At 74.1% G+C, this 26,621-nt stretch carries 20 protein-coding genes; 13 read left to right on the top strand and 7 right to left on the bottom strand.

Annotated elements, in window-relative coordinates; genetic code table 11:
• Nucleotides 1-14: 14 nt before the first annotated feature.
• On the bottom strand, nt 15-2,066 hold the full coding sequence (locus ACWDYF_RS21110) for a flavin monoamine oxidase family protein (protein ID WP_389464696.1): 2,052 nt from the start codon (nt 2,064-2,066) through the stop codon (nt 15-17).
• 160 nt (nt 2,067-2,226) lie between these two features.
• On the bottom strand, nt 2,227-2,763 hold the full coding sequence (locus ACWDYF_RS21115) for a DUF3566 domain-containing protein (RefSeq protein WP_389464694.1): 537 nt from the start codon (nt 2,761-2,763) through the stop codon (nt 2,227-2,229).
• A 519-nt stretch (nt 2,764-3,282) separates the two neighbouring features.
• On the opposite strand from ACWDYF_RS21115, the gene ACWDYF_RS21120 reads away from it, so the two are divergent.
• Entirely contained in the window at nt 3,283-4,284 is a 1,002-nt protein-coding gene (locus ACWDYF_RS21120) for an SDR family NAD(P)-dependent oxidoreductase (protein WP_389464693.1), read from the top strand.
• A gap of 22 nt (nt 4,285-4,306) precedes the next feature.
• Here the strand turns inward: ACWDYF_RS21120 and ACWDYF_RS21125 are convergent, their stop codons facing one another.
• Nucleotides 4,307-5,368, bottom strand: coding sequence for a PucR family transcriptional regulator (locus ACWDYF_RS21125; RefSeq protein ID WP_389464692.1), 1,062 nt, complete (start codon nt 5,366-5,368; stop codon nt 4,307-4,309).
• Between the two features lie 178 nt (nt 5,369-5,546).
• Between ACWDYF_RS21125 and ACWDYF_RS21130 the strand changes: the two genes are divergently transcribed.
• The 3 genes from ACWDYF_RS21130 to ACWDYF_RS21140 all read left to right on the top strand — a co-directional run bounded on the left by ACWDYF_RS21130 (nt 5,547) and on the right by ACWDYF_RS21140 (nt 10,129).
• A complete protein-coding gene (locus ACWDYF_RS21130) occupies nt 5,547-6,992 on the top strand; it encodes a glyceraldehyde-3-phosphate dehydrogenase (protein ID WP_018569897.1) in 1,446 nt (481 codons plus the stop codon).
• Between the two features lie 119 nt (nt 6,993-7,111).
• Nucleotides 7,112-7,588 (top strand): GNAT family N-acetyltransferase, encoded by a 477-nt coding sequence (locus ACWDYF_RS21135; protein ID WP_381744304.1) that lies wholly within the window; start codon nt 7,112-7,114, stop codon nt 7,586-7,588.
• 96 nt (nt 7,589-7,684) lie between these two features.
• Nucleotides 7,685-10,129 carry an ATP-binding SpoIIE family protein phosphatase gene (locus ACWDYF_RS21140; protein ID WP_389464690.1) on the top strand — a complete coding sequence of 815 codons (2,445 nt, stop codon included), beginning with the start codon at nt 7,685-7,687 and terminating at the stop codon, nt 10,127-10,129.
• Nucleotides 10,130-10,159: 30 nt separating this feature from the next.
• Here the strand turns inward: ACWDYF_RS21140 and rpmG are convergent, their stop codons facing one another.
• A complete protein-coding gene (gene rpmG / locus ACWDYF_RS21145) occupies nt 10,160-10,324 on the bottom strand; it encodes a 50S ribosomal protein L33 (protein ID WP_389464689.1) in 165 nt (54 codons plus the stop codon).
• Nucleotides 10,325-10,489: 165 nt separating this feature from the next.
• Between rpmG and ACWDYF_RS21150 the strand changes: the two genes are divergently transcribed.
• Entirely contained in the window at nt 10,490-13,273 is a 2,784-nt protein-coding gene (locus tag ACWDYF_RS21150) for a SpoIIE family protein phosphatase (protein ID WP_389464688.1), read from the top strand.
• A gap of 174 nt (nt 13,274-13,447) precedes the next feature.
• On the top strand, nt 13,448-14,779 hold the full coding sequence (locus ACWDYF_RS21155) for a lipase family protein (RefSeq protein WP_389464686.1): 1,332 nt from the start codon (nt 13,448-13,450) through the stop codon (nt 14,777-14,779).
• 75 nt (nt 14,780-14,854) lie between these two features.
• On the opposite strand, the gene ACWDYF_RS21160 is transcribed toward ACWDYF_RS21155, so the two are convergent.
• The 3 genes from ACWDYF_RS21160 to ACWDYF_RS21170 form a co-directional block, all read right to left on the bottom strand.
• Nucleotides 14,855-16,675, bottom strand: a complete 1,821-nt coding sequence (locus ACWDYF_RS21160; RefSeq protein ID WP_389464684.1) for a phospholipase C — start codon at nt 16,673-16,675, stop codon at nt 14,855-14,857.
• A 213-nt stretch (nt 16,676-16,888) separates the two neighbouring features.
• The gene (efeB, locus tag ACWDYF_RS21165; protein ID WP_389464683.1) at nt 16,889-18,187 is read right to left on the bottom strand and encodes an iron uptake transporter deferrochelatase/peroxidase subunit; all 1,299 of its coding nucleotides are present in this window, start codon (nt 18,185-18,187) and stop codon (nt 16,889-16,891) included.
• A complete protein-coding gene (locus ACWDYF_RS21170) occupies nt 18,184-19,419 on the bottom strand; it encodes an EfeM/EfeO family lipoprotein (protein ID WP_389464681.1) in 1,236 nt (411 codons plus the stop codon). The genes efeB and ACWDYF_RS21170 overlap by 4 nt, the downstream gene beginning before the upstream one ends.
• A 319-nt stretch (nt 19,420-19,738) precedes the next feature.
• On the opposite strand from ACWDYF_RS21170, the gene ACWDYF_RS21175 reads away from it, so the two are divergent.
• From ACWDYF_RS21175 to ACWDYF_RS21205, 7 genes are all read left to right on the top strand, one after another.
• On the top strand, nt 19,739-20,860 hold the full coding sequence (locus ACWDYF_RS21175; RefSeq protein ID WP_381744607.1) for a PP2C family protein-serine/threonine phosphatase: 1,122 nt from the start codon (nt 19,739-19,741) through the stop codon (nt 20,858-20,860).
• A gap of 167 nt (nt 20,861-21,027) precedes the next feature.
• Entirely contained in the window at nt 21,028-22,737 is a 1,710-nt protein-coding gene (locus ACWDYF_RS21180; protein ID WP_389464679.1) for an ATP-binding protein, read from the top strand.
• Nucleotides 22,734-23,141: a roadblock/LC7 domain-containing protein gene (locus tag ACWDYF_RS21185; protein ID WP_018569908.1), complete on the top strand. Its 408-nt coding sequence runs from the start codon at nt 22,734-22,736 to the stop codon at nt 23,139-23,141. The genes ACWDYF_RS21180 and ACWDYF_RS21185 overlap by 4 nt, the downstream gene beginning before the upstream one ends.
• Complete coding sequence (locus tag ACWDYF_RS21190; RefSeq protein WP_018569909.1) at nt 23,138-23,485, top strand: DUF742 domain-containing protein; 348 nt, start codon at nt 23,138-23,140, stop codon at nt 23,483-23,485. The genes ACWDYF_RS21185 and ACWDYF_RS21190 overlap by 4 nt, the downstream gene beginning before the upstream one ends.
• Nucleotides 23,466-24,092: a GTP-binding protein gene (locus ACWDYF_RS21195; RefSeq protein ID WP_381744296.1), complete on the top strand. Its 627-nt coding sequence runs from the start codon at nt 23,466-23,468 to the stop codon at nt 24,090-24,092. Before ACWDYF_RS21190 ends, ACWDYF_RS21195 begins: the two co-directional genes overlap by 20 nt.
• Nucleotides 24,089-25,312: a cytochrome P450 gene (locus tag ACWDYF_RS21200; RefSeq protein ID WP_389464677.1), complete on the top strand. Its 1,224-nt coding sequence runs from the start codon at nt 24,089-24,091 to the stop codon at nt 25,310-25,312. The genes ACWDYF_RS21195 and ACWDYF_RS21200 overlap by 4 nt, the downstream gene beginning before the upstream one ends.
• Nucleotides 25,309-26,553, top strand: a complete 1,245-nt coding sequence (locus tag ACWDYF_RS21205; RefSeq protein ID WP_389464675.1) for a cytochrome P450 family protein — start codon at nt 25,309-25,311, stop codon at nt 26,551-26,553. Before ACWDYF_RS21200 ends, ACWDYF_RS21205 begins: the two co-directional genes overlap by 4 nt.
• Nucleotides 26,554-26,621: the final 68 nt, after the last annotated feature.

Consider the following 26,621-nt stretch of genomic DNA (forward strand, 5'->3'; position numbering starts at 1 on the left):
GATCAGTCGATCGGTCAGGCCAGATGCGCCTCCAGGGCCGCCCGGACACCGGACTCGACGGCGCCCTCGATCCAGGACGGCTTGACCGAGGTGTGGTCCCCGGCGAAGCGCAGCGGTCCCTCGGGGGTGCGGATGTGTCCGAGCAGTTCGGTGTGCTGGCCGGGCAGCAGCACCGACGCCTCGCCGTACGCGTACGGATCGCGCAGCCAGCTCTGGGTGCGCCCGGCACCGGTGTAGAACACCTCCAGGCGCTGCCCGTAGACCTGCTGGAGACCGCGCAGGGCGAACGGATAGCGGGCCTCGTCCTCGAAGGAGTCCCAGCGCGAGGCGTCGTCGGCCCAGCTGTAGGACGCCAGCACGACGCCGCCCTCGCTGCCGGGCACCGGGTGCGAGGGGTTGATCATGAAGCGGTTGGAGTTGTCGGAGACGGAGCCGCCGCCGACGATGTGCGCGGCCTCCGGCTGGTCGCGGCCCGCCCAGCGGGTGGCGGCGTAGTGCGCGCGCTGCGCCGCGCTGATGTGACCGCGCGGCACCGAGGGGTGCGCGCCGAGCAGACTGCCGTCTGCGGGCGCCTTCCCGCTGCGGTAGTCGTCGTACAGCCCGGCCCGGACGGCGTCGAGCTCGCGCTTCCAGTCGGCCTCGGTGAACTCCCACCAGCGGCGGCCGAACTCCAGCAGCACCTTGGTCGCGCTGTCGTAGTGCAGTTCGGCGACGGCCCGGCGCTTGCCGTACGACATCAGGGGGCTGACCTGCACCTGCCGCAGCCCGGAGAACGGCACGGTGACGACGGCCAGGTCACCGGTGAACTGCTCGCGCACCACCTTGCCGCCGCGCCCCTCCGACACGGTGTCGATCCACACGTGGGGCCCGTCCCGGCGCACGTGCGAGGTGTCCCCGCCGTCGGCGCCCTGCTGCCGGGTGCCGTCCCAGTACTCGATGTGTGTGGCACGCCGGTCGCGGTGCAGCACGTCGGACACCTGGCGCAGCAGCGCGTCCGGCAGCGTCGCGGTGCCGCCGGTCAGCTCCCAGAAGGCGGTGTCCGGGCTGATCAGGGACTGGCTGATGAAGCTGTGGATGAAGGAGAGCGGCAGCCGCGAGGTCAGGTTCTCCAGGGTGCCGACGAGGTCCAGGGTGCGCTCGTCGAACCCGGCCTGCTCGGTCAGGAACCGGTACATGGACCAGTCGCCGTAGCGCTGGACGACACGCGCCCAGCCCTGCACCCGTTCGGGCAGGGGCTTGTCGACGCGCCTGCCGTCCGCGCCGACCGTGCTGAACTCGTCGCGCACGGGGTCGAGGGCGGCGGCGAGGATCGCCGAGGACGGGGTGTCCCAGTGCGTGCGCGGGACGCCGAAGGACCGGTTGACGCGGCGCGGCGACTTCGCGTACTCGGAGCGGCGGACGCGGACGCCGTTGACGTGCAGCCAGGCGTGGTTGACAGGCTTGCCGGAGCCGTCGACGTCGAGGAGGTGGAACGGCCGCTTCTTGAGGCCGAGCTGGTCGATCAGACGCATCACCAGCGGATGGCTGCCGGGGATGCGCATCGCCCCGGCCTCCGCGTACTGCTTCGGATCGGCGAACGGCTGCGGGGCCTGCTCGTGGCCGCCGGTGCGGAAGGTCTTGATCCGTCCGCCGACCCGGTTGCCGTTGGCCTCGATCAGCGTCACATGGTGTCCGGCGCGCTTGAGCAGCCAGGCGGCGACGAGGCCGGCCGGACCGGCGCCCACGACGAGGATCTTCTTGGCCGCCCCGGAACGGGCGCGGGGCAGTCCGGAGCCGAGGATCTTCTCGTACTGCGGGACGAGGGGCTTGTCCTGGTCGTCGACGACCAGCAGCGCGCGGGCGACGGCGAGGCAGGTGTCCCAGTCGGCGGTGGAGCGGGCCGGGGCGGGCGCCCGCCCGGGGGCGGCGGGGGCCACCGGAGCGGCCGGGGGTGCCAGGGGGGTCGCGGCGGCGGGCTCGGCGCTGCCCAGCCCGAGGGCCGCCGCGCCGGCCGCCGTCCCGGCGGCGGTGGTGAACAGCCGCCGGGACAGGGGCGGTTGGCTGGCTGTGGTGCGGAGTTCATGCATACGTCCTGGATAGGGCCCGCACGGGTCCCCCGGACCGAAGATGATCAACCGTCACCTGAACGGGCGAGCGCGGGGAGCGAGCCGCCCTGGTGCGCCGCGCACGCGCGGGGGCGGATGCTTCCGCACGCCCCCTCTTCCTTCCGGGTACCGCGCGCCCCCTTCAGGTGCCGGACGGCGCCTCGGGCTCCGGTGGGGCGGGTTCCGGCGCGGTCGCCGCCGGAGCGTCCTCGGTCAGGGTCACCGCCAGGCCGCCCGCGCAGCGCGCCACCACGTTGTAGAGGAAGGTGCACAGCGCGGTGAAGGCGGTGACGAACACGATCGCGACGATCGCCAGCACCGCCAGTCCCTCGGCGGGGGGCCAGGGATCCTGGCCCAGCAGCCGCAGCAGGATCCACACCGGCGGCATGGTGACGGCCGCGCACACGATCAGACCGAGGGACAGCAGGAAGCCCGCCACCATCAGCGTCCAGGGCTCGGCGGTGTCCAGGCGCATCCGTCCGCTCAGGGGGTGGGGGGCCGGGGCGGGTTCGCCGAGGGCGGGGGCGGGATCGGAGAGGGGATCAGAGGCGGGGGCGAGGGCGGCAGCGGGAGCGGAGGCCGGTTCTGCGGGAGGGGCGGGAGCGTCAGCGGGTGCGGGTGCGGGGGACGTGCCCTCGTCCGTGCCGCCGTCCGCGTCCGTGCCCGTGCACATGCCCATGTTCGCGTCCGCCTTCGCGGCCGTAGCGGCGTCCGCTTTCGCCTCCGCTTCTGCCTCCGGTTTCGCCTCCGCGCCCGTGTCCGCGGCCGTGTCGGCGGCATCCGTGGCGCTCTCGGCGGCGGCCCGCCCCTTCGGTGGCGCGGAGCGCCCCGCGCCACCGCCTCGGCTCCTGGCACGTCCGGTTCGGCTGGCCCGGCCCATGGCTGTCTCCTCTTCGGGTTCAGATGCTCCGGACGACGTCCGAGCCGTGCGAAACCCCCTTGGTCAGGCGGTCTCGACGCTATGCGCGGCGACGGCGGCCCGCACCCGCGGTTCACCCGGTCGGAGACCGTCGTCGGGTGCCGGAGGCTGTCGGCGGGCGTCGGCGGCTGTCGGTGATCCATCGGCGAAGTGTCGGCAGCGGCTGTCACTTTGAGTGAGCGGACGGCCGGGCGACCGGCTCGCCCCGCCCTCCGCACACGCCCCCACGCGCAACGCCCCCACACACCGCAACCACCACCTGCCGCAAGGAAACCCGCCATGACCGCGCCGTCCGGCTCCTCCACCCCCTCCGCTTCCTCTTCCGCCTCCTCTTCCGCCTCCGCTTCCCGCTCCGCCGCCGCCCCGCCCTGGGACGTCGCCCGCCCGCCGCGCGCGGACGGACGTGTCTTCCTGGTCACCGGGGGCAACGCGGGCATCGGCTACTTCGTCGTGGAGCAACTCGCCGCCTCGGGGGCCGAGGTGGTGCTCGGCAGCCGCGACCCGGCGCGCGCCCAGGCGGCCATGGCGTCCGTACGCGGCCGGGTGCCCGGTGCCCGGGTGCGCGCCGTGCGGATGGACCTCGCCCACCCGCTGTCCCTCCCGGCCGCCGTGGCGGAGCTGCGGACGGAATGCCTGGACGCGGTGGTGCTGAACGCGGGGATCGCGCTGGACCATCCGCCGCGCCGGGAGTCGGCGGACGGCAACGAACTGATGTTCGCGACCAACCACCTCGGTCACTTCGCCCTCACCGCGCATCTGATGCCGCTGCTCGCCGCGGCTCCCGCCGCCCGGGTGGTGACCATGGGCAGCATCGCGGCCAGATCGGAGCGGCTGGACGCGGCCGACCCGCAGTCCGCGCACGACTACCGGCCCAAGCGCGCCTACGGCCGGTCCAAGCTGGCGCAGATGTCCTTCGCGCTGGAACTCGACCGGCGGCTGCGCACCGCGGGCAGTCCGGTGTTCAGTCTGATCGCGCATCCCGGGGGCGCCCTGGACTCGCTCACGCCCTCGCGTCCGCTGGTGCACACGCGTTCGGCCGGTGCCCGGCTGCTCGGCCTGCCGGCCGGCGCCGTCCTCCAGGGCAAGGACGCGGGAGCCTGGCCGGCGGTGCGGGCGGTGCTCGACCCGGCGGCGCGCGGCGGGGAGATATGGGGACCGCGGGTCCTGGGGCTGCGCGGCCGGCCGCGCAGCGAGCCGGTCTGGCCGCTTCTCACCGAGCACACCGACGCCGCGTGGCTGTGGGAGCTGAGCGCCGCGCTGACCGGAGTCACCCCGGTGTGAGCCGGGGTCGCCCCCGCCCCTCCTACACCTCGCGGTCCGGCCAGCCCAGCAGGCGGGCGCCGATGACCGCCGTCTGGAGGGTGTAGCGGTGCATCGGGTCGGCGGGATCGGCGCCGGTCAGCTTGTGGATGCGTTCCAGGCGGTAGGTGAACGCGCGGACGCTGAGGCTCAGGCGGCGCGCCGCCTCGGCGGCCGTGCACCCGGCGTCGAAGTACGCGGTGAGGGTGTCCAGCAGGGGCTGGGCGCCGCCGCGTGCTCCGCGCAGCGGGCCGAGCGTGTCGCGCACGAGGTCGGCCATGGCCTGCCGGTCGCGGGTCAGGACGGGATAGACGAGGAGGTCCGCCGCGCGCAGCACCGGTTCCTGGAGGTCGAGGCGGTGGGCCAGGTCGAGGGCGTTGAGGGCCTCCTCGTAGGAGTGGACGACTCCCCCGGCGCCGGGGTGCGGGCGGCCGATGGCGACCCGGCCGCCGTCGGTGGCGGCGTAGGCCTGCTTGGCGAAGAAGGCCAGGACGTCGTCCTGGTCGCCGGGCGCGACGCAGACGAGTCTGCCGTCCTTGGTGGTGAGCAGGACGCGGCGCTCGGCGAAGCGGGCGAGCAGCGAGGTCTCCACGTGCCGGGTGGCCGGATGGGTGTCGTCGACGGGCTCCGCGCCCTGGGCGACGGCCACGGCGTGGGCGCGGGAGAAGAGCAGTCCGTAGCGTTCGGCGCGTTCCGCGAGCCGGCCGAGGTCGCTGCGCCCGTAGAGCAGGTCGTCGATGAACTCGCGGCGGGCGGCCTCCTCCTGGCGCATGGCGAGTTTCTGGGCGCGTTCGTGGCCCTCGGCGAAGGCGTCGACGGCCTGTTCGACGGCGGCGAGCAGTTGGTCGACGCCGGTCGTGCGCAGGGTGGCGGCGACCGCCCGGGTCTCGGCCAGATGCCTGCGGACCAGGCGGCGCAGTCCGTGTCCGTGCTCGGCCGCCCGCTCCCCCTGGGTCCGCAGGGACTCCAGTTCGTCCCGGGTGAGCCGACGGCCGGTGACGCACACGTCGGCCAGGATCCGGGTGTACTCGGTCAGACAGTCGTCGGGCGCCTCTGGCCTCGTCACGGACCCTCCCAGGCTTGATCGGTCGCTCGCGTTTTCTTAACCCACACCGAACGCCGGTGCCAAACCCCGGTGTGCGGCGCGCCCGGGGACCGGGCGCGGACCCGCGGGTGCACCCCCTGAAAGAGCGAGATCCGGTCGGGTTAGCATATGAGCGCTGCCTAGCTCGAAAGAGAAACCTGTGACTGTCAACGACGACTCGTTCACCAACTGGAAGCACCGCGAGGAGATCGCGGAGTCGATGATCCCGATGATCGGGAAGCTGCACCGCGAGCGGGACGTCACCGTCCTGCTGCACAGCCGCTCCCTGGTGAACAAGTCGGTGGTGAGCATCCTCAAGACCCACCGGTTCGCCCGGCAGATCGCCGGAGCGGAGCTGTCGGTCACCGAGACGCTCCCCTTCCTCCAGGCGCTCACCGCGCTGGACCTCGGCCCGTCCCAGATCGACATCGGCATGCTGGCGGCGACGTACCGGGCCGACGACCGCGGTCTGTCCGTGGCCGAGTTCACCGCCGAGGCCGTCGCGGGCGCCGTCGGGACGGCCGGGGAGGGCCGCCGCGAGGGCCGCGACGTGGTCCTCTACGGCTTCGGCCGCATCGGCCGCCTGGTGGCCCGGCTGCTCATCGAGAAGGCCGGTTCGGGCAACGGGCTGCGGCTGCGCGCGATCGTCGTGCGCGGCGGCGGCGACCAGGACATCGTCAAGCGCGCCTCCCTGCTGCGCCGCGACTCCATCCACGGCCAGTTCCAGGGCACGATCACCGTCGACGAGGAGAACAGCACCATCCTCGCCAACGGCAACGCGATCAAGGTGATCTACGCCGACGACCCCTCGGCGGTGGACTACACGGCGTACGGCATCAAGGACGCCGTCCTGATCGACAACACGGGCAAGTGGCGGGACCGCGAGGGCCTGTCCGAGCACCTGCGCCCCGGCATCGAGAAGGTCGTCCTGACCGCGCCCGGCAAGGGCGACGTGCCCAACATCGTGCACGGCGTCAACCACGACACCATCAAGCCGGACGAGCGGATCCTGTCCTGCGCCTCCTGCACCACCAACGCGATCGTCCCGCCGCTGAAGGCGATGGACGACGAGTTCGGTGTGGCGCGCGGCCATGTGGAGACCGTCCACTCCTTCACCAACGACCAGAACCTGCTGGACAATTACCACAAGTCCGAGCGCCGCGGCCGGTCCGCGCCGCTCAACATGGTCATCACCGAGACGGGTGCCGCCTCCGCCGTGGCCAAGGCGCTGCCGGACCTGCGCGCGCGGATCACGGGCAGCTCGATCCGGGTGCCGGTGCCGGACGTGTCGATCGCCATCCTCAACCTCCAGCTGCGCCGCGAGACCACCCGCGAGGAGGTCCTCGACCATCTGCGCGAGGTCTCGCTGACCTCCCCGCTCAAGCGCCAGATCGACTTCATCAGCGCCCCCGACGCGGTCTCCAGCGACTTCATCGGCTCGCGCCACGCCTCGATCGTCGACGCGGGCGCCACCAAGGTCGAGGGCGACAACGCCATCCTCTACCTGTGGTACGACAACGAGTTCGGCTACTCCTGCCAGGTCGTGCGGGTCGTCCAGCACGTCTCCGGCGTCGAGTACCCGACGTACCCGGCGCCCGCCGTCTGACCCCGGCCCCGGACCCGTCGTACGCCCCGGCATCCCGCGCGCGGGATGCCGGGGCGCCGTCGTCCGGGGGCGCGCACCCACCCGGTGGGCGGCCCCGGACGGTGTGTGAGACTGCGGCCATGATCCGTACCGCGACCCCCGCCGACGTGCCCGTCATCCACACGCTCATCCGCGATCTGGCCGAGTACGAGAAGGCCCTCGACGAGGTGCGCGCCACCCCGGAGCAACTGGCCGAGGCGCTGTTCGGCGAGCGGCCCGCGGCCTTCGCCCATCTCGCCGAGGACGCGGACGGCGAGGTGGTGGGCTTCGCGCTGTGGTTCCTCAACTTCTCCACCTGGCGCGGGGTGCACGGCATCTATCTGGAGGACCTGTACGTACGGCCGCAGGCCCGCGGCGGCGGCCACGGCAAGGCCCTGCTGACCGAGCTGGCGCGGCTGTGCGTGGAGCGCGGCTACGAGCGTCTGGAGTGGTCGGTCCTGAACTGGAACCGTCCGTCGATCGACTTCTACGAGTCCCTGGGCGCCCGCCCGCAGGACGAGTGGACGGTGTACCGGCTGACGGACGAGGCGCTGGCCGCGCTGGGCGCCCCGGCGTAGCCCCTCCCCCCCGCCGTGTCCGTCCCGGGCGGCGGGAGAGGGGCCCCGATGCGAAAATGTGGCCGTGGGGTCCTGCCCGCGGATGGGGATGACAGCATGGGCGTCGGCGGTGCTGCGAACAGCGCGTTTCCGGGCGATCCGCTCGACGTCACGTCCGTCCCGGCGGCCGTGGCCGTCGTCGACGCCGACGGGCTGATCGTCCGCTGGAGCCGCGCGGCGCAGGACCTGGTCGGGCATCCGCCGTCCGAGGTGCTGCGCTCCCCGGTGGGGGCATTGCTCGCGGACGCCGACCCGGCCGCCGTGGTGTCCCGGCTGCGCCGGATCCGCCGGGGCTGGCAGGGCACCGTGCGGGTGCGCCACCGGGCCGGTCACACCGTCCGCCTCGCCGTCCGGGTGGCGCCGCTGAGCGGGGGGTCCGAAACCGTCGAATGGCTCGTCGCCGGGTGCGACGCGGCCCGGCGGCAGCGCCGGGAGCTGGCCGCGCTGGTGGCGCGGGGCGTGCTGGAGCAGTCGCCGATCGGCGTCGGGCTGCTCGGCCCCGGGATGCGCTACCGGTGGGCCAACCGTGCGCTGGCCGATCTGGAGCAAGGCGCCGCGGGCGGCGCGGGCGGCGCCGGGTCCGTGACCGGTGCGTCGGCCGCCTCGCCGGTGGTGACCCGGCAGGCCCGGCAGACACTGCTGTCGGGGCAGTACCGCGTCACCCTGGAACCGGTGGCGCCGCGCGCCGCCGCGCCGCCGGGCCGACCGTGTCCGGGCCGCTCCAGGCTGCGCGCCTTCTTCCCGCTGCGGGACGTCTCGGACCGGCCCCTGGGGGTCTGCTACGCCGCTCTCGACCTCACCGGGCAGGACCCGGCGCGGGAGCGGCTCGCGCTGCTCAACGCGGCGGGCGAGCACATCGGGACCACGCTGGACCTGGACCGTACGGTGCGGGAACTGGCGGAGGTCGTGGTGCCGCAGGTCGCCGACTTCGTCGCCGTGGACCTGCTGGACGTGGTCCGGGCCCGGACGATGCCGGTCGCGTGGCCGGAGCGCGGCACGGCCACCCTGCTCCGGGCGGCGCACCTGTCGATCCAGGAGGACGAGCCGGACCGGGTCGTGGACGTGGGTGAGCCCACCCGCTATCCGCCGCGTTCGCCGCAGCGGCGCTGCCTGGCCACCGGGGAGCCGCTGCGGGTGGCGGCCGTCGGCCCGGCGACGCCCTGGATCGGCGACGATCCCGTGCGCTGGCACAAGCTGATCCGGCTGGGCGTGCACACGCACCTGGTGGTCCCGCTGCGGGCCCGCGGCGTCACGATGGGCGTGGTCACCCTGATGCGCTGGAAGAACCCCGACTCCTTCGACGACGACGATCTGCTGCTGGTGGAGGATCTGGTGGCGCGGGCCGCCGTGTGCGTGGACAACGCCCGGCGCTACGCCCGCGAGCACCGGGCCGCGCTGACCCTCCAGACGAGTCTGCTGCCGCCGTCGCTGCCCGAGCACAGCGCCGTCGAGGTGGCGCACCGGTATCTGCCCGCCGACGCGGAGGCGGGCGTGGGCGGCGACTGGTTCGACGTGATCCCGCTCTCCGGCGCCCGGGTCGCGCTGGTGGTGGGCGACGTGGTCGGGCACGGGCTGCACGCGGCGGCCAGCATGGGCCGGCTGCGGGCCGCCGTGCAGACCCTGGCCGATCTGGACCTGGCCCCGGACGAACTGCTGGCGCGGCTGGACGATCTGGTCGTCCGGCTGTCGGAGGAGGCGGAGGCGGCCGACGAGGGCCCGGCGGCGGTCGGCGCGACCTGTGTGTACGCGGTGTACGACCCCATCGCCCGCAAGATCGCCGTGGCCCGTGCCGGGCACCCCAGTCCGGTGATCGCCCATCTGGACGAGCCGGTGGAGTTCCCCGACATCCCGGCGGGGCCGCCGCTCGGTCTGGGCGGGCTGCCGTTCGAGTGCGCCGAGGTCGCGGTGGAGGAGGGCAGTGTCGTCGCGCTGTACACGGACGGGCTGATCGAGGCGTCGGACCGGGACGTCGACGTCGGCATCGAGCGCCTGTGCTTCACGCTGGCCCATCCGGACCGGCCGCTGGAGGAGATCTGCGACGTGATGGTGCGCACCCTGCTGCCCGACCGGCCGCGCGACGACGTGGCGTTCCTCATCGCCCGCACCCATGTGCTCAGCGCCGACCGGGTGGCGTACTGGGAGGTGCCCGAGGACCCGGCGGCGGTGCACGTGGCGCGCGAGGACGTCGCCGCGCAGCTGGCCCGGTGGGGCCTTCAGGACATGGCCTTCAGCACGGAGCTGATCGTCAGCGAGCTGCTGACCAACGCGATCCGGCACGCCTGCGGTCCGATCGGGCTGCGCCTGATCCATGAGCGGACCCTGATCTGCGAGGTCTCCGACGGGGCCAGCACCGCCCCGCACCTGCGCAGCGCGCTCAGCACCGACGAGGGCGGGCGCGGTCTGTTCCTGGTCGCCCAGGTCGCGCTGCGCTGGGGCACCCGGTACACCGGCGGCGGCAAGACGATCTGGGCGGAGCAGCCGCTGCCCGGCGGGGGCGGGTGAGCACACCCCCGCCGGACGGGAGCCGGACGGTCAGCGCTCCTCGCGGAACACGACGTGCCGGGCGGCGACCGGGTCGTACTTGCGCAGGGTGAGCCGGTCGGGGTCGTTGAGCCGGTTCTTGCGCGTCACATAGGTGGCGCCGGTCCCGGCGGTGGACTTCAGCCGGACGACGGGGCGCATGGTGGTGCGTGCCATGGATCCTCCTTTCGGCCGCATCCCGGATTGATCCAGACATGCCAGCCACGGGCGTCAACAGGGCGGACGGCCACGGCATTCCCGGCGCGCGGCGGAGGCCAAGAAAGAGTTCTGATCGGACATATCGGTCGCCCGGCGGGTGAGCGCAGTGCTAGAACTGGGAGCATGATCGGACGTTCCCGCCGGTCCCGCTCGAAGGCGGCAGCGCCGCGCGACGGCCGGCGGTCCGCTGATCCGTCCCGGCGCCCGGGACCGCGCCGCCCGCCCGGACGCCGCCTTCCCTCGCCCTGGGGGCCGGGCACGCTGGCGGCGCAGGTCTTCCTGCTCCAGGTCATCGTCGTCCTGGTGCTGGTCGCCGCGGCGGCCACCGCGCTCGTCCTCCAGGGGCGCTACGACGGCGACAACGACGCCCGCAAGCGCTCCCTGGCCGCCGCCGAGGCGTTCGCGCACGCCCCGGGCACCGCCCTCGCCTTCGCGGCCCCGGACCCGACGAAGCTGCTCCAGACCCCCGTGATGCAGGCACAGGCCGGCGCGGGCATCGACTTCATCTCCGTGCTGAACACCAAGGGGGTGCGGCTGGCCGACACCGAGCCGCGGCTGATCGGGACCAGGGCGCAGGACGTCAGCCGGGCCGTGGCGGGCGAGACCTTCACCGACACCTTCCACGGCAAACCGGCCGACGCCGTGCGCGCGGTGGTGCCCGTGATGGACGCGAGCCGCCGGGTGGTCGGGGTGGTCACCGCCGGGATCCAGGTCGAGAACGTGGGGTATCTGCTGGACCAGCAGGTGCCCATGGTGCTGGGTTCGGCCGCGCTCGCGCTCGCCCTCGCCACCGCGGGCACCGCCCTGGTCAGCAGACGCCTCCAGCGGCAGACCCACGGCCTCGGACCGGCCGAGATGACCCGGATGTACGAGCACCACGACGCGGTGCTGCACGCGGTGCGCGAGGGCGTGCTGATCGTCGGCGCCGACGGCCGGCTGCTGCTGGCCAACGACGAGGCGCGCCGGCTGCTCCTGCTGCCGCCGGACGCCGACCAGCGGCACGTCACGGAGCTGGGGCTGGCCCCCGACCTGACCCGGATCCTGGTGGCGGGCGAGGTGGTCTCCGACGAGGTGTGCCCGGCCGGGGACCGGCTGCTGGCCGTGAACACCCGGCGCACCGCCCCGTACGGGGACGCGCCGGGCCTGGTGGCCAGCTTCCGCGACACCACGGAGCTGCGCGCCCTGTCCGGCCGCGCGGAGACGGCCCGCGGCCGGCTGACCCTGCTGTACGAGGCCGGGGTGCGCATCGGCACCACCCTGGACGTACGGCGCACCGCGGAGGAGCTGGCCGAGGTGGCGGTGGACCGGCTGGCCGACGTGGTCACCGTGGAGCTGCTGGAGGCCGTGCTGCACGGCGAGGAGCCCACCGGAGCCGTGCACCGGATGCGCCGCACCGCGCTGCGCGGCTCGCGCCATCCGCTCCAGCCGGTGGGCGACCTGATCCAGTTCGTGGTGGCCGACACGCCCATGGTGGCGGCGCTGCGGCAGGGCCGGGCCGTCCTGGTGCCGGACCTGCGGGCGGCCGAGGACTGGCGGGCCCAGGACCCGGAGGGCGCGGGCCGGGTGCTGGACTCCGGCATCCACTCGCTGATCGCGGTGCCGCTGCGGGCGCGGGGCGTGGTGCTCGGCATGGTCAACTTCTGGCGGGGGGCGGGCTCACCGCGGTTCGAGGAGGAGGACGTCGCGGTCGCCGAGGAGCTGGGGGCGCGGGCGGCGGTCGCCATCGACAACGCGCGCCGCTACTCCCGCGAGCACGCGATGGCGGTGACGCTCCAGCGCAGCCTGCTGCCCCGGGACCTGCCCGAGCAGGACGCCCTGGAGGTGGCCTGGCGCTACCGTCCGGCGCAGTCGGGTGTGGGCGGCGACTGGTTCGACGTGATACCCCTGCCGGGCTTCCGGACGGCGCTGGTGGTCGGCGATGTCGTCGGGCACGGGCTGCACGCCGCGGTGACCATGGGGCGGCTGCGCACGGCGGTGCTGAACTTCTCCTCGCTCGACCTGCCGCCGGACGAACTGCTCGGGCATCTGGACGAGATGGTGGCCCGGCTCGACACCCCGGCCGACGGCCCGGACGACGGTGAGGGGTCGCTGGTCACCGGGGCCACCTGCCTGTACGTCATCTACGACCCGGTGGGCGGGCACTGCACCTTCTCCCGGGCCGGGCATGTCGCGCCCGCCGTGGTGGACCCGGTGGGCCGGGTGACCTTCCCCGACCTGCCGCTGTCGCCGCCGCTGGGGGTGGGCGGGCATCCGTTCGAGACCGGTGAGCTGACGCTGCCGGAGGGCAGCCGCCTGGTGCTGTTCACCGACGGGCTGGTCGAGGACCGGCGGCGCGACATCGACGAGGGCCTCTCCCTGCTCGCCGCCGCGGTCGCGCACCCGGACCAGAGCCCGGAGGAGACCTGCCGGGCCCTGATGGAGACGATGCTGCCGGAGCACCCCAGCGACGACGTGGCGCTGCTGGTGGCCCGCACCCGGCTGCTGGACCCGTCCCATGTCGCCGTCTGGGACGTGCCGTTCGACGTGAGCGCGGTCTCCCGGGTGCGGACGCAGGTCAGCGGGCGGCTGGCCGAATGGCGGCTGGAGGACTCCGCGTTCGCCACCGAGCTGATCCTGAGCGAGCTGCTGACCAACGCGATCCGCTACGGCGCTCCCCCGGTGCGGGTCAGGATGCTGCTGGGCCGCACCCTGGTCTGCGAGGTCTCGGACGGCAGCAACACCTCCCCGCGGCTGCGCCGGGCGGCCACGACCGACGAGGGGGGCCGGGGGCTCTTCCTGGTCTCGCAGTTCGCGGACCGCTGGGGCACGCGCTATGTGGCCGACGGCAAGGTGATCTGGGCGGAGCAGAGCCTGGGCCGCACCCCGGAGCCGGACCCGGCCGCGCTGATCGACCAGCTGGCCTGGTGAGGGGCGGAACCGGCCTACGGGCGGGGCGGCGCGTCGGCACGGCGCCTTATTAGAAGCCGAGTAAGTTACTGAACCGTAACCTACCGCCTGCTACCCGCGGTAACAGCACCTGGGTACGGTCTCCTTCCGTCACACCCCCACCCGCGCGCCCGGCCTCACCCCAGGAGGTTCCCCATGCCCGCGTCCAGACGGCTGCTCGCCGTGGCGGTCGCCGCTGCCGCCGCCTCGTGCCTCGCGGCCCAGGCCCTGCCCGCCGCGGCGGCCACCGGTTCCGCCCCCGTGGTGTCCCGGGGCGTCACCATCCCGGAGTTCTACGACCCGCCCGCCGAACTCCCTGCCGCCGACGGCACCCTGGTCCGCACCGAGCCGCTGCCGCTCGCGCTGAGCCTGCCCAGCCTGCACGGCCCGCTGCCGGGCCGCGCCACCCGCCTGATGTACAAGTCGACCGACGCCAACGGCGCGCCCGTGGCCGTCACCGGCGCCTACATCGAGCCCACCGCCCGCTGGAAGGGCGGCGGCCCGCGCCCGCTCGTCGTCGTCGCCCCGGGCACCATGGGCCAGGGCGACCAGTGCGCGGCCTCACTGGGCCTGGAGCACCCGCTGGCGTTCAACGGCGAGACGGTGTCGATCGGTTACGAGGACCTGTCCGTCTACCGGCTGCTGGCCCAGGGCACCGCGGTCGTCGTCACCGACTACGTCGGCCTGGGCGCCACCGACCGGCTGCACACCTACGTCAACCGGATCGACGGGGCGCACGCCGTCCTGGACGCCGCACGGGCCGCGCGCACGGTTGCGGGCACCTCGGTGACCGCGGACTCGCGCGTCGGCCTGTTCGGCTACAGCCAGGGCGGCGGCGCGACCGCCGCGGCCGCCGAACTCCAGCCCTCCTACGCCCCGGACGTCACCCTCGCGGGCACCTACTCCGGCGCGCCGCCCGCGAACCTGACCGAGGTCACCAAGGGCATCGACGGCAGCGAACTGGCCGGCGCCCTCGGCTGGTCACTCAACGGATTCCTCCAGACCGACCCGGATCTGCGGCCGATCGCCGAGGCCCATCTCAACTCCGCGGGCAAGGCGGCCCTGAAGGACCTGTCGACCATGTGCGTGGGCGACGCGATCCTGCACTACGGCTACGCCAAGAGCACCAAGTGGACGACCGACGGGCAGTCGCTGAGCGACATCATCGGCGCCAACCCCGTCCTCCAGGGCTTCCTGGACACCCAGCGCATCGGCCGGCTCAAGCCCGCCGGGCCCGTCCGGGTGGCCACCGGCGTCAGCGACAACCTGGTGCCGCACGGCCAGGCGCGGCAACTCGCCGTCGACTGGTGCCGCAAGGGCGCCGACGTCACCTACGCGCCGGTCGTCCTCCCGAACGTCGTCAGTCCCCTGCTCAACCACTTCGGTCCGCTGCTCACCGACCAGGGCACCGCCGTGTCCTGGCTCACCGACCGCCTGGAGGGCAGGGCGGCCCCGTCCAACTGCTTCACGATGCCCCTCCAGCCCTGACGTCCCGCGCACGACGGACCGGGCCGCCCCGCCACCACCGGCGGGGCGGTCCGGCGCGTCGGGGCCGCCCGGACCTCAGAGGTCGTTCCGGCGTCTGCGGCGCAGCGCGACGTACGTCCCGGTGGCGCCCACGGCCAGCAGCGCGCCCGCGCCGAGACCGACCGGCAGGACCGGGAAGTCCGAGGCGGCGGCGTCGGCGGTCGCGGCCGCGTTCTCGAACGCCGCACCGGCCGTGACGGCGGCCGCCCTCGGCGCCACCACGCGGATCGGCCCGACCGACCTGACCGAACCGTCCCGGTTCAGCAGCACCTGCATGTTGTTGGGGTGCTTGAAGTCGAACATGCCCGCGAGCGAGCCCGCCGTCGCGTCGAAGGAGTGGTCGCCGATGCGCCCGGTGTGCCAGTTGTCCTCGATGAACCGGATGATCGACGCCTGGTCGGTCTGGGTGTGGTCGACCTGGTTGACCTTGCTGTACGGGGAGACGACCAGCAGCGGCTGGCGGGTGCCGGGGCCGCACCGGTCCAGGTAGCCCCCGGCCGCGGGGGGCCCGGCCTGGCACGCGGGGCTGTCGGTGGCCTTGCCGTTGGAGCCGGCCGAGGTGTCCGTGGAGCCGTTGCGCACCGGGGCGTAGGCGTGGTCGTACCAGCCGTCGGAGTCGTCGTAGGCGATGATCACGGCGGTGGAGCGCCACTGCGGGGAGCGCTGGATCGCGTTGATCTGGTCGACCAGGAAGTGCTGTTCGTCGAGCGGGTCGGAGTATCCCGCGTGCCCGTCCTGGTAGGAGGGCGCCTTGACGAAGCTGACGGCCGGGAGGCGGCCCGCCGTCAGCGCGGCGGAGAGGTCGGTCAGGTCGTAGTTGTGGTTGGCCCGGCCGTCGTGGCCGATCTCGGCGACGTTCTTCGGCGGCAGGTGGTGCGGGTTGGCCGTCGTCCGGTAGTACGCGAACGGGTTGTGGTGCGGGCTGTAGTCGACGACCCGGGCGCCGCCGACGTTGGCGTGCGCGGTGTCGCAGCGGGCGTACTCGCCCTGCTCGCCGCTCCAGGCGGTGGACGGGCGGAAGCCGCCCTGGAACCAGCCCCAGCTGAGGTGCGCCCGGTTGAGCAGGTCGCCGATGGTGCGGCCCTTCATCACGGCGAGCGCGGCGCTGGAGGTGTGGTTCTTGCCGGAGCAGTCGTCGAAGGCCGGGTCCGGGTCGTTGATCATCGTGCCCACGCCGTCGGCGTCGGGCGACTTGACCACGGACGGGTCGGGGGTGGCCGTCTGCTTCGGGTTCTCGGTGCCGGAGGCCGGGTCGACGGAGACGATGCCGTGCGTCTGCCCGGAGGCCAGGTTGATGGCTCCGGGTGTGGAGGGGCCGTAGTTCGAGCCGAAGGAGCGGTCGCTGAGCGCGTAGTGCTGCGCGTAGTTCCACATCGCGGTGACGGTGTTGCCGTCGTAGTAGTCCATGACGAGGCCGGGCTCGCCGAACAGGCCGCCGCTGCACTTGTCGACCTCGGTGTTCTGCACGAACCGGTCGGCCCTGCCGCCGTTGTACGCGTACTGCTCGGGGCCGTAGGAGTGGTTCTGGTCGCAGGTGAGGGCCTGGTCGGGGCCGAGCCGCTTGGGCGTGTACTGGTTGGGGTTGTGCTCCAGCAGCCCGGCGTGCTCCAGGGTGTCGATGTCCTTCGGGGTCCTGCGCGACGCGGTGAATTTCGTGCCGTCGGTGCCCGCGGCCCGCGGATAGGTGGCGAAGTAGTGGTCGAAGGAGATGTTCTCGTCGAAGAGGACGACGACGTGCTCGATCGGGGTGGCGGGGGGCCGGTGCCCGTCCGGTGTGGGGGACGCGGCCCAGCCGGGGGCGGCGCCGCCCAGCACGGTGAGCGCGGCGGCGCCGGCGAGCGCCCCCAGGTTCCGCATCGTTGCTCGTCTTCCCCTGCTGGCCATGTGAGTTCACCCTCCGGGCAGGATCGTGGCCGCGGCGTACGGACCGGGCCGCTCCGCCGCGCGGGCGGCGTGGCGGAGCAGCCATGATGACGCGGGAAGGGACACCGGGTCAGTCAAGCCGAGCCCATTCTTGACCGGGTATTGACCGAACGGCGGAGCGAAACCGCCGTCGGGGGGCCGGTGTTCTCAGGTCAGCAGCGCGCGCCCGTACCAGTCCCGTTCGTCGCATACGCCGGGCAGGACGTAGAAGTAGCCGCCGCCGAACGGTGAGATGTAGTCGGTGAGCGGTTCGCCCTCCAGGCGCTTCTGCACGGTCTCGAACTGGCGGGCGAGATCGCGCTGGTAGCAGCAGAAGAGCAGGCCCATGTCGAGGTTGCCGTTGCTGTCCGTGCCCCGGTCGTAGTTGTGGGCGCGGCGCAGGATGCGCTGGTCCTCGGTCTCGGCGGTGCGCGGGTTGGCGCGGCGGATGTGGGCGTCCAGCGGGATCACGTCGCCCTTGGGGTCGTCCGCGTAGTGGGGCGTGTCGTCCTCGAGGTCGCCGTCCAGGGGTGCGCCGGTCTCCCGGACCCGGCCGAACATGCGTTCCTGCTCGGTGAGGGCGACCCGGTCCCAGAACTCCACCAGCATGCGGATCAGCCGGACGGCCTGGTAGCTGCCGCCGGTCGCCCACGGCGGTTCGCCCGCGTCCCGGCCGACCCACACCAGGCGGTCCATCTCCCGGGCGTCACCGGCGTCCGGGTTGGCCGTGCCGTCCTTGAAGCCCATCAGATTGCGCGGGGTGCCGGAGGGGCGGGGCGGGGCGGCGAAGCCGTCCAGCCGCCAGCGCACCTGCATCGCGCCCCGGGTGTGGCGGGCGATGTCGCGCAGCGCGTGCAGGACGGTGTCCGTCTCGTCGGCGTGCAACTGGAGACTGAGATCGCCGTGGCACCAGTCGGGCCTGAGATCGTCGTCCGGGAAGGACGGCATGGCGGTCAGCCGGCGCGGACGCGCGGCGGCGAGCCCGAAGCGGTCGTCGAAGAGCGCGGCGCCGACGCCGAGGGTCACGGCCAGCGCGCCCGGGGGCAGCGTGCCGCCGAGGACCCCGGAGTCCGCGGGCGGCGCGGTGATCCCGGCCGGCGGGGGTGTGCCGCCGGTGGTGAGGAAGCGGGCCCGGTCGGTCAGGGTGCGCATCAGGTCGGCCAGCTCCGCCCGGCCGTCGGCGGTGACGTCGAAGGACGCGAACACGGTGGAGCGGCGCGGGGCCGCCAGCACGGCCCGCTGGTGCGGGCCGTGGAACGGCACCGCGGGCGTGCCGGTCCACGGCCCCGCGCCGGGAACCGGTCCGGCGCCGCGGGCCGCGCCGCCCGAGGCGAGTCCGGCACCGGCCAGGGCCGCACCCCGCAGGAACCGGCGCCGTCCCACCCTCTCGCGCGCTCCCCCGCCGTCCGTCTCCCGTTCCGGCCGCCCGGCCCCCGCGGTCCGGTCCGTGCGCTCCCCGCGCCTCATGAGGTCCTCCGCGGGTCGCACAGGGTGGCCACGGACGCCAGCCGTTCGACCAGGTCGCCCAGCACGGCGTCGGCCCGCTCCCGCTGCGGGCGGGTGAGCCGGTCCAGCGGTGTCCACCGGTCCCCGTGCCGGAAGCCGTCGAGGAGGTTCGCGGCCCGGTCCACGGCCCGGTCCAGGCCGTCCGGCGCGGCGTGGCGGGAGGCGAGCAGCGGGCGCAGCCGGGACAGGACCGCGCGGGTGCCGTCCAGGTTGGCGCGGGCGGTGGCGAGATTGGTGCCGCTGCCGTAGTCGGTGCGGCCGGTCAGCTCGAACTGCACGGTGTTCTCCAGGATCTCGTGGGCGCGCAGCCCGAGCTGGGCCGGGTCCATCCGGGCCTGCGCCCAGTCGTCGCGCAGTGCGGTGACCTCCCGCACCAGGGCGGCGGCCGGGGCCCGCAGGGTGCGCGCGCCCTCGCCGTGCCACAGGCCGTACTCGATCCGGTGGAAGCCGCCGAAGGACGGGTCGTGGACGCCGCCCGGCAGGCCCGCGTCGGTGCCGTTGATCCGTCCGTCGGCGTCGCCGAAGGCGTCGTAGGCCGCTCCGAGCCGCTCGTACTGCTCGTGCGCGGGCAGCCAGGCGGTGCGGGCCGCCGCGAGGTCGCCGCGGTCGACGGCGTCCCGCAGTCGCCCGGTCAGCCGTACGGTCTCCTCCAGCGCGCCCGCGATCCACTTCTGGTAGTCGAGCGCCGGGGGGATCAGGTCGTGCTGGGTGACGGGGGCCGCGGCCGGGCCGCCGCGCCCGCTCGCCACGCGGACCGTGGGCCCGGTGACCGCGTCGGCGTCCTCCAGCAGGCAGCGGAATGTGTAGGAGCCCTTGCCGACGCGCACGGTCAGGCTCCGGGTGGTGCCCGGACCGATGCCCTCGACCTCGCCGTACACGGCGTGGCTGCGCGAGTCCTCCAGATACGCCTCGGCGGCCCGGTCGGAGGTGTTGCGCAGGTCGAAGACCTGGACGCCGGGCACCGGTTCGTCCCAGCCGCGCCCGCAGCCGCCCGAGGACACCTCGACGGTGGTGTGCGGCGGCCCGGCGTCCGCGGCCCGCCCGGCGCGCGGACCGCGGGCGTACGCCCAGGCCCCCGCGAGCGCCAGGACGAGACCGGCCACGACAAGGCCGGCCAGGCCGGCACGGCCGCGGCGCGCGCCGGTCGCGGCCCCGGGCCGGATCCGCCGCGCTCCGGAGCCGGGCAGTCGCATGGCGGTCCCTCCCCAGGACAGGTCCTTGTGATCGCCTCATGCTAGGGCCTGTCATCAGATCCCCGCGTGCCTCGCGACGCCGTGCACGCTCCCTCCCCCAAGTTCTCCGAGCAGGGCCCCCGGAGCACGCACCTGACGCCGCGAGACCCGCCCTCCGCGCGGACGACGGCAATGTGACGACAGGCCCGGGGCAACGGCGGCCGCTCGGGCAGGCGTCCGGGGACACGGGTGGCCGACGTGTTCCCGCGGCATTCCCGAGGTGCGGGGGCGTGCGGGCGCGGTGCAGGGTGGAGGCGTGAGTGCCTGGCAGGGACGCTTCATGGGCCGCGCGCAGCCGCGGCGGTGGCGTCATGCGCTGCTGCTGACCGCCGTCGTGCTCGTCGGGCTGATCACCGTGTTCGACATCGTGACCCCGTCCGACATCGTCCTCGGTCCGCTGCTGGTGATCGCGCCCGCGATCACCGCGTGGGCCGAGGGCCCGTGGACGACCGGCTGCGTGGGGGCGCTGGCCGTGGCGGCGCAGGCGTTCATCGGCTGGCGCTCCGACCTCCTGCTGTCCCGCAACCTGCTGGTGCAGGTGGTGGCGCTCGCGCTGCTCTCCGTGCTGATCGTGGCCCTGTGCCTGGTGCGCGACCGGCGGCGGCGCGAACTGGCGCAGGTGCGCTCGGTGGCCGAGGCCGCCCAGCGGGTGCTGCTGTGGCCGCTGCCGCAGCGGCTGGGCCCGGTACGGCTCGCCTCGCTCTATCTGGCCGCGGAGGACGAGGCGTCGATCGGGGGCGATCTGTACGCGGCGGCCCGCACCGGCGGCGGGGCCCGGCTGATGATCGGTGACGTGCGCGGCAAGGGACTGCCGGCGATCGGGGAGGCGGCGCTGCTGCTCGGCGCCTTCCGCGAGGCCGCCCACCAGCACACCGCCCTGCCCTCGCTCGCCGCTTCCCTGGAGCGCAGCGTCACCCGCTACCTCGCCGACTTCGAACCGGAGGAGGAGTCCGGGGAGCGGTTCGTGACCGCTCTGCTGCTGGAGGTCCCGGACGACGACCCGGTCGTACGGATGACCAGCTGCGGGCATGTGGCGCCGCTGCTGCTCGGTCCGGACGGCCGGGTGAGCGTCCCCGACCTGAGCCCCGCTCCCCCGCTCGGGGTCGGGCTGACCGCTCCCGGTGGTTCCACCGTGGACGTGCTGCCCTTCGGTCCGGGCGACACCCTGCTCCTGTACACCGACGGGGTGGTCGAGGCGCGCGACCGCCGGGGCGTCTTCTACCCGCTGGCGGAACGCGCCCCGCAGTGGGCCGGGAGCGCCCCGCAGGCGCTGCTCGACCATGTCCGGCGCGATCTGATCGCGCACACCGGCGGTCGGCTCGGCGACGACGTGGCGATGATCGCGGTCCGCCGCCGAGGCGCCGGACAGGGCGGCGCGGACGCTCCCGACGGACGGAAGTGACCGTCCGGAACGGACAATCGGACCCGGGCTTTCCAATTTGATCACCAAAGCTCGTATAGTGACCGACAGTTGAGCAGCACGTGTCACCTGTCACCAGCCAGGGCCTGTTCCAGGACCCGAACGAGGGCCGTTCTCGACCGAGCGGCGGCCACCCGAGGACCCGATTGATGACCGCCCCCTCCCCGCACGGCGAGCGATCCGCCGTCCGTACTCTCGTGCCCCTTCCCGCCGCCACCGCGCTCGTGTGCGCCGCCGTGGTCGCGGGCACGGTCCCGGCGGCGCCCGCCTCGGCGCGCACGCCCCTGGCCTGGGGGGCGGGGCTCGCGTCCGTCGTCCTGGTGGCCGCCGTGTTCTGGGCCGTACGCGCCGGCCGGACCGCCCGTTCGCTGCGGCGCCGCCTGCACACGGTCACCCAGGACGCCGAGCGCCTGGCCCAGGAGCGGCACCGCACCGCCGAGGAGGCGCAGCGGGAGCGGCAGCACCTGATCGACGAACTGAGCCGGCAGCGCGCCGAGTTCGCCGAGTCCCTCGCGCACGAGCGGGTCCGCGCCGAGGAGGGCGCGGCGCGCGAGACCGACCGGCTCGCGCAGGACAACGCCCGGCTCACCGGTGAGCTGGAGCGGGCGCACCGGGCCCGGGACGCGGCGATCTCCGCGACCTCCAACGCGGCCGGCCGTATGCAGGCCCTGACCACCGCCATGCTCGCCGACCTGCGGGCCATGGAGGAGCGCCACTCGGACGAGGACGTCCTCGCCGATCTGCTGCACCTGGACCACCGCACGGCGCAGGCGGGCCGTCTGGCCGACTCGGTCGCCGTGCTCACCGGCGCGCGTTCGGGGCGGCGCTGGGCGCGGCCCATCGCCATGGAGTCGATCCTGCGCGGTGCGATGGGGCGCATCAGCGCCTACCGCCGGGTGCGCGTGCACGCGGCCAGCGAGACCGCCGTCGCCGGGCACGCCGCCGAGGGCGTGATGCACGCGCTCGCCGAACTCCTCGACAACGCCGCCAACTTCTCCCCGCCCACCTCCGAGGTGCACGTCTATGTGGAGGAGGTGCCCGCGGGTGTCATCCTGTCCGTGGAGGACAGCGGCCTGGTGATGGGCGAGGTGCAGTTGCGCCGCGCCGAGCGGGCCGTCGCGGGCGACGTCTCGGAGCTGGGCGGTCTGACCGGCACCCGGCTCGGGCTCGCCGTCGTGGGGCGCCTGGCGCTCAAGTACGGCCTGAAGGTGTCCTTCCGGCCGTCCGCGCGGGGCGGCACGGGTGTGCTGATGCTGATCCCGCAGGACATCCTCACGAGCCCCGTCGCCTCCGCTTCGACTCCCTCGGCCCCCTCCGCTCCTTCGGCTCCCGTGCGGCCCGCGGCCGCGCGCGACGTCCCCGGCGCCGGGAGCACCGCGACCGCCGAGAGCACCGGGACCGGCGGGACCGGCGGGGACTCCGCCCGCCCGACGGCCCCGGACGACGCCCCGGCCGCCGAGCCCTCGGTACCCGCCGCGTCCACCGCGCCCGCCTCCGGCGATCCCGCGCCCGTGCACGAGAGCGTGCCGGACGGCACGGACGGCGACACCGCCGAATGGCCCGTCGCGCTGCCCAAGCGGCGCAGGGGCCGCACGCTCGCCGACGCCGAGCGGTCCCGGAACACGGCACGGACCCCGGCGCCGCGCCCCGCCGCCGCCGCGGCCGAGGACGTCAAGACCCGCGCCGCCCGCTTCGGCAGCTTCCGCCAGGCCGTGCGCCCCGGAGCCGCCGACCACGCGGCGGCTCCCGGACCGGCCACCGGACCGCAGCCGGACGGGGGCGACGCCACCGCTCCCCCGGCACCGGCCGACCTCCCCTCCCACCCCACCGCGCACCCGGAAGGCGACGCCACCTCATGACCGGCCAGACCACCGCCGACGACCAGCTCACCTGGCTCCTGGAGGGCCTGTTGGAGCGGACCCCGGGCGCGCGGCACGCGCTCGTGCTGTCCCGTGACGGACTGAAGCTGTGCCGCACCCCGGAGCTGACGGTCGACCAGGCCGACCAGCTCGCCGCCATCGCCGCCGGCATCCAGTCGCTCTCGCACGGCGCGTCCGCCGAGTTCGGCGACGGCACCGGCGGGGTGCGCTCGGCGATGACCGAGTTCTACGGCGGGGTGCTGTTCATCGTGGAGGCCGGCCAGGGCGCCCATCTGGCGGTCGTCACCACCGAGGACGCGGACGCCGGCCTCGTCGGGCACAACATGAGCGAACTGGTGGAGCAGCTCGGCGAGTATCTGACGGCCCAGCCCCGTACGTCATGAGCAGGCCCGGCAGGGACGACGCCCCGGACCGTCTCTACACCATCACCGGCGGGCGCACCAGCTCCGGCCCGGACAACCCGTTCGACCTGGTCACCCTGGTCGTCGCGGAGTCCGAGCCGGCGCCCGGGATGCAGTCGGAGCACACCGCGATCCTGCGGCTGGCCGCGTTCCCCACGGCCGTGGTGGAGATCGCCGCGGAGCTGCGGCTGCCCGTGAGCATCACCAAGGTGCTGCTGTGCGACCTGCTGGCGGCGGGCCGTGTCAGTGCCCGCCATCCGCGCAAGTCCGCCGTTCTCGACCCCGACATCCTGGAGCAGGTGCTCGTTGGACTCCGCAACCTCTGACGCCCGCACCCCGTTGGGTGCCTCCGCCGACAACGGTCTGAAGATCGTCGTCGTGGGCGGTTTCGGCGTCGGCAAGACCACCCTGGTCCGCTCCGTCAGCGAGATCCGTCCCCTCAACACCGAGGAGACGATGACGCAGGCGGGCGAGGCGATCGACGACGTCAGCGGGGTGCGCGGCAAGTCCGCGACGACCGTCGCCTTCGACTTCGGCCGCATCACCCTGGACGCGCACAATGTGCTGTACCTGTTCGGCGCCCCCGGCCAGGAGCGGTTCTGGTTCCTGTGGGACCGGCTGTTCTCCGGCACGCTCGGGGCGGTCGTCCTCGTCGACACCCGCCGCATCGGCGACTCCTGGTACGCCATCGACCGCCTGGAGCACCACGGCACGCCGTTCATCGTGGCGTGCAACGACTTCGGCGGCCCGGCCCACTCGCACGCGGCGATCCGCGACGCGCTCGACCTGGATCCGCGGGTGCCGCTGGTGGACTGCGACGCCCGCGCCCGGGAGTCCAGCAAGCAGGTGCTGATCACCCTGGTGCAGCACCTCAAGGACCACTACGCCGGACGGGCCGCGCCTGCGGCCCCGCCCCGACAGGAGTTCGTGTGATCCCCGACGCCGTTCCGCTCAGCGGCCCCCGGTTCCAGACCGAACCCGCCGTCCTGTACCGGGAGATGCGGCGCGACCACGGTGCCGTCACCCCGGTGCTGCTCGACGGGGACGTACCGGCGTGGCTGGTGCTGGGCTACCGCGAGCTGCACCAGGTGACCGGTGATCCGGTGCTGTTCAGCCGGGACTCCGAGCTGTGGAACCAGTGGGAGAACATCCCCGGCGACTGGCCGCTGCTGCCGATGATCGGCCACCGGCAGCCGTCGATCCTCTACACGGTCGGTGAGCGGCACCGCGAGCGCGCCGCGATGATCAGCAACGCCCTGGAGGCGGTGGAACCGGCCGAACTGCGGCGCCACGCGGAGCGGTTCGCCGACGAGCTGATCGACGCGGTGTGTGCCGAGGGCACCGCCGACCTGGTCGCCGACTACGCGATGCTGCTGCCGGTGCGGGTCCTCGCCCGGCTCTACGGGTTCTCCGACGAGGAGGGCCCGGCCCTGGTGACCGCGCTCAACGACATGATCGACGGCCGGGAGCGCGCCATCGCGGGCCAGATGCATCTGGCCCGTTCCATGGCGCAGTTGCTCGCCGAGCGCCGGGAGCGGCCCGCGGACGACGTGGCCTCGCGGATGCTGGCCGACACCGGCGGCTTCACCGAGGAGGAGGTCGCCCAGGACCTGATGGTGATGCTGGCGGCCGGCCACCAGCCGACCGCCGACTGGATCGGCAACTCGCTGCGCCTGATGCTGACCGACGAGCGGTTCGCCGCCTCCCTGTTCGGCGGGCGCAACAGCGTCGCGGAGGCCATGAACGAGGTGCTGTGGGAGGACACGCCCACGCAGAACGTGGCCGGGCGCTGGGCCGCCCGCGACACCCAGCTCGGCGGGCGGCGCATCCGCGCCGGTGATCTGCTGCTGCTCGGTCTCCAGGGCGCCAACTCCGACCCCCAGGTGCGTACCCACGGTTCGGCGCTGACCGGCGGAAACAACGCGCACTTCTCCTTCGGTCACGGTGAGCACCGCTGTCCGTTCCCCGCGCAGGAGGTCGCCGAGGTGATCGCGCGCACGGGCATCGAGGTGGTGCTGGACCGGCTGCCGGACATCGATCTGGCGAAGAGCGCCGACTCCCTGACGCGTCGGCCCTCGCCCTGGCTGCGGGGGCTGACGGAACTGCCCGTGCGGTTCACCCCGACCCCTGCCCTGAAAGGCACGTCACGATGACGACCGGCACCGAAGAGACGACGACCGACGGCACGCGCATCGCCCTGGATCCCTTCGTCACCGACCTGGACGGCGAGAGCGCCCGGCTGCGCGCGGCCGGTCCGCTGGCGGCCGTGGAGCTGCCGGGCGGTGTCCCGGTGTGGGCCGTCACCCGGCACGCCGAGGCGCGGGCCCTGCTGACCGATCCCCGGCTGGTGAAGGACATCGAGGTGTGGGGGGCCTGGCGGCGCGGGGAGATCCCGGCCGACTGGCCGCTGATCGGCCTGGCCAACCCGGGCCGTTCGATGCTCACGGTCGACGGCGCCGAGCACCGCAGGCTGCGCACGCTGGTGGCGCAGGCGCTGACCCCGCGCCGGGTGGAGCGGATGCGCGGGCGCATCGAGCAGCTCACCCAGGAGCTGCTGGACGCCCTCCCCGCCGACGGCGGCAGCGTCGATCTGAAGGCGGCCTTCGCCTATCCGCTGCCGATGTACGTCGTCGCGGACCTGATGGGCATCGAGACGGACCGGCTGCCCCGGCTGAAGGTGCTGTTCGAGAAGTTCTTCTCCACCCAGACGCCGCCCGAGGAGGTCGTCGCCACGCTGACCGAGCTGGCGCAGATCATGGGCGAGACGGTGGCCGCCAAGCGGGCCGCGCCGGGCGACGACCTGACCAGCGCGCTCGTGCTGGCCTCCGAGGACGGTGACCGCCTCACCGACGCGGAGATCGTCTCCACCCTCCAGCTGATGGTGGCCGCGGGGCACGAGACGACGATCTCGCTGATCGTGAACGCGGTGGTCAACCTCTCCACGCACCCCGAGCAGCGCGCGCTGGTGCTGTCCGGCGCGGCCGACTGGCCGGCGGTGATCGAGGAGACCCTGCGCTGGTCGACGCCCACCTCGCACGTGCTGATCCGGTTCGCCACCGAGGACGTCCCGGTCGGCGACAAGGTGATCCCGGCCGGGGACGCGCTGATCGTCTCCTACGGCGCGATAGGCCGCGACGAGCAGGCGCACGGCCCGAGCGCGGGCGACTTCGACATCACCCGCGAGGTGGGCGCCAACCGGCACATCTCCTTCGGGCACGGCCCGCACGTGTGCCCGGGGGCGGCGCTGTCCCGGCTGGAGGCGGGGGTGGCGCTGCCCGCGCTGTACGCCCGCTTCCCGCGCCTGGACCTCGCGGTGTCGGCCGCCGAGCTGCGCCACAAGCCGGTGGTGACCCAGAACGACCTGTTCGAGCTGCCGGTCCTGCTGGAGCCGTAGGACTCCGCGGACCGAGGAGCGGGCCCCCGCCGGGACACCGGACGGGGGCCTGTGCGCGGGAGCGTTGG

The sequence above is a fragment of the Streptomyces sp. NPDC003284 genome (genome assembly GCF_053589675.1).

Excerpts from the sequence above, each read along its gene's own strand:
- rpmG (WP_389464689.1), bottom strand. The coding sequence starts at position 10,324 with ATGGCACGCACCACCATGCGCCCCGTCGTCCGGCTGAAGTCCACCGCC.
- ACWDYF_RS21160 (WP_389464684.1), bottom strand. The coding sequence starts at position 16,675 with ATGCGGAACCTGGGGGCGCTCGCCGGCGCCGCCGCGCTCACCGTGCTG.
- ACWDYF_RS21115 (WP_389464694.1), bottom strand. The coding sequence starts at position 2,763 with ATGGGCATGTGCACGGGCACGGACGCGGACGGCGGCACGGACGAGGGC.
- ACWDYF_RS21170 (WP_389464681.1), bottom strand. The coding sequence starts at position 19,419 with ATGCGACTGCCCGGCTCCGGAGCGCGGCGGATCCGGCCCGGGGCCGCG.
- ACWDYF_RS21180 (WP_389464679.1), top strand. The coding sequence starts at position 21,028 with ATGACCGCCCCCTCCCCGCACGGCGAGCGATCCGCCGTCCGTACTCTC.
- ACWDYF_RS21155 (WP_389464686.1), top strand. The coding sequence starts at position 13,448 with ATGCCCGCGTCCAGACGGCTGCTCGCCGTGGCGGTCGCCGCTGCCGCC.
- ACWDYF_RS21205 (WP_389464675.1), top strand. The coding sequence starts at position 25,309 with ATGACGACCGGCACCGAAGAGACGACGACCGACGGCACGCGCATCGCC.
- ACWDYF_RS21185 (WP_018569908.1), top strand. The coding sequence starts at position 22,734 with ATGACCGGCCAGACCACCGCCGACGACCAGCTCACCTGGCTCCTGGAG.
- ACWDYF_RS21135 (WP_381744304.1), top strand. The coding sequence starts at position 7,112 with ATGATCCGTACCGCGACCCCCGCCGACGTGCCCGTCATCCACACGCTC.
- ACWDYF_RS21190 (WP_018569909.1), top strand. The coding sequence starts at position 23,138 with ATGAGCAGGCCCGGCAGGGACGACGCCCCGGACCGTCTCTACACCATC.
- ACWDYF_RS21140 (WP_389464690.1), top strand. The coding sequence starts at position 7,685 with ATGGGCGTCGGCGGTGCTGCGAACAGCGCGTTTCCGGGCGATCCGCTC.
- ACWDYF_RS21110 (WP_389464696.1), bottom strand. The coding sequence starts at position 2,066 with ATGCATGAACTCCGCACCACAGCCAGCCAACCGCCCCTGTCCCGGCGG.
- ACWDYF_RS21175 (WP_381744607.1), top strand. The coding sequence starts at position 19,739 with ATGGGCCGCGCGCAGCCGCGGCGGTGGCGTCATGCGCTGCTGCTGACC.
- ACWDYF_RS21120 (WP_389464693.1), top strand. The coding sequence starts at position 3,283 with ATGACCGCGCCGTCCGGCTCCTCCACCCCCTCCGCTTCCTCTTCCGCC.
- ACWDYF_RS21150 (WP_389464688.1), top strand. The coding sequence starts at position 10,490 with ATGATCGGACGTTCCCGCCGGTCCCGCTCGAAGGCGGCAGCGCCGCGC.
- efeB (WP_389464683.1), bottom strand. The coding sequence starts at position 18,187 with ATGAGGCGCGGGGAGCGCACGGACCGGACCGCGGGGGCCGGGCGGCCG.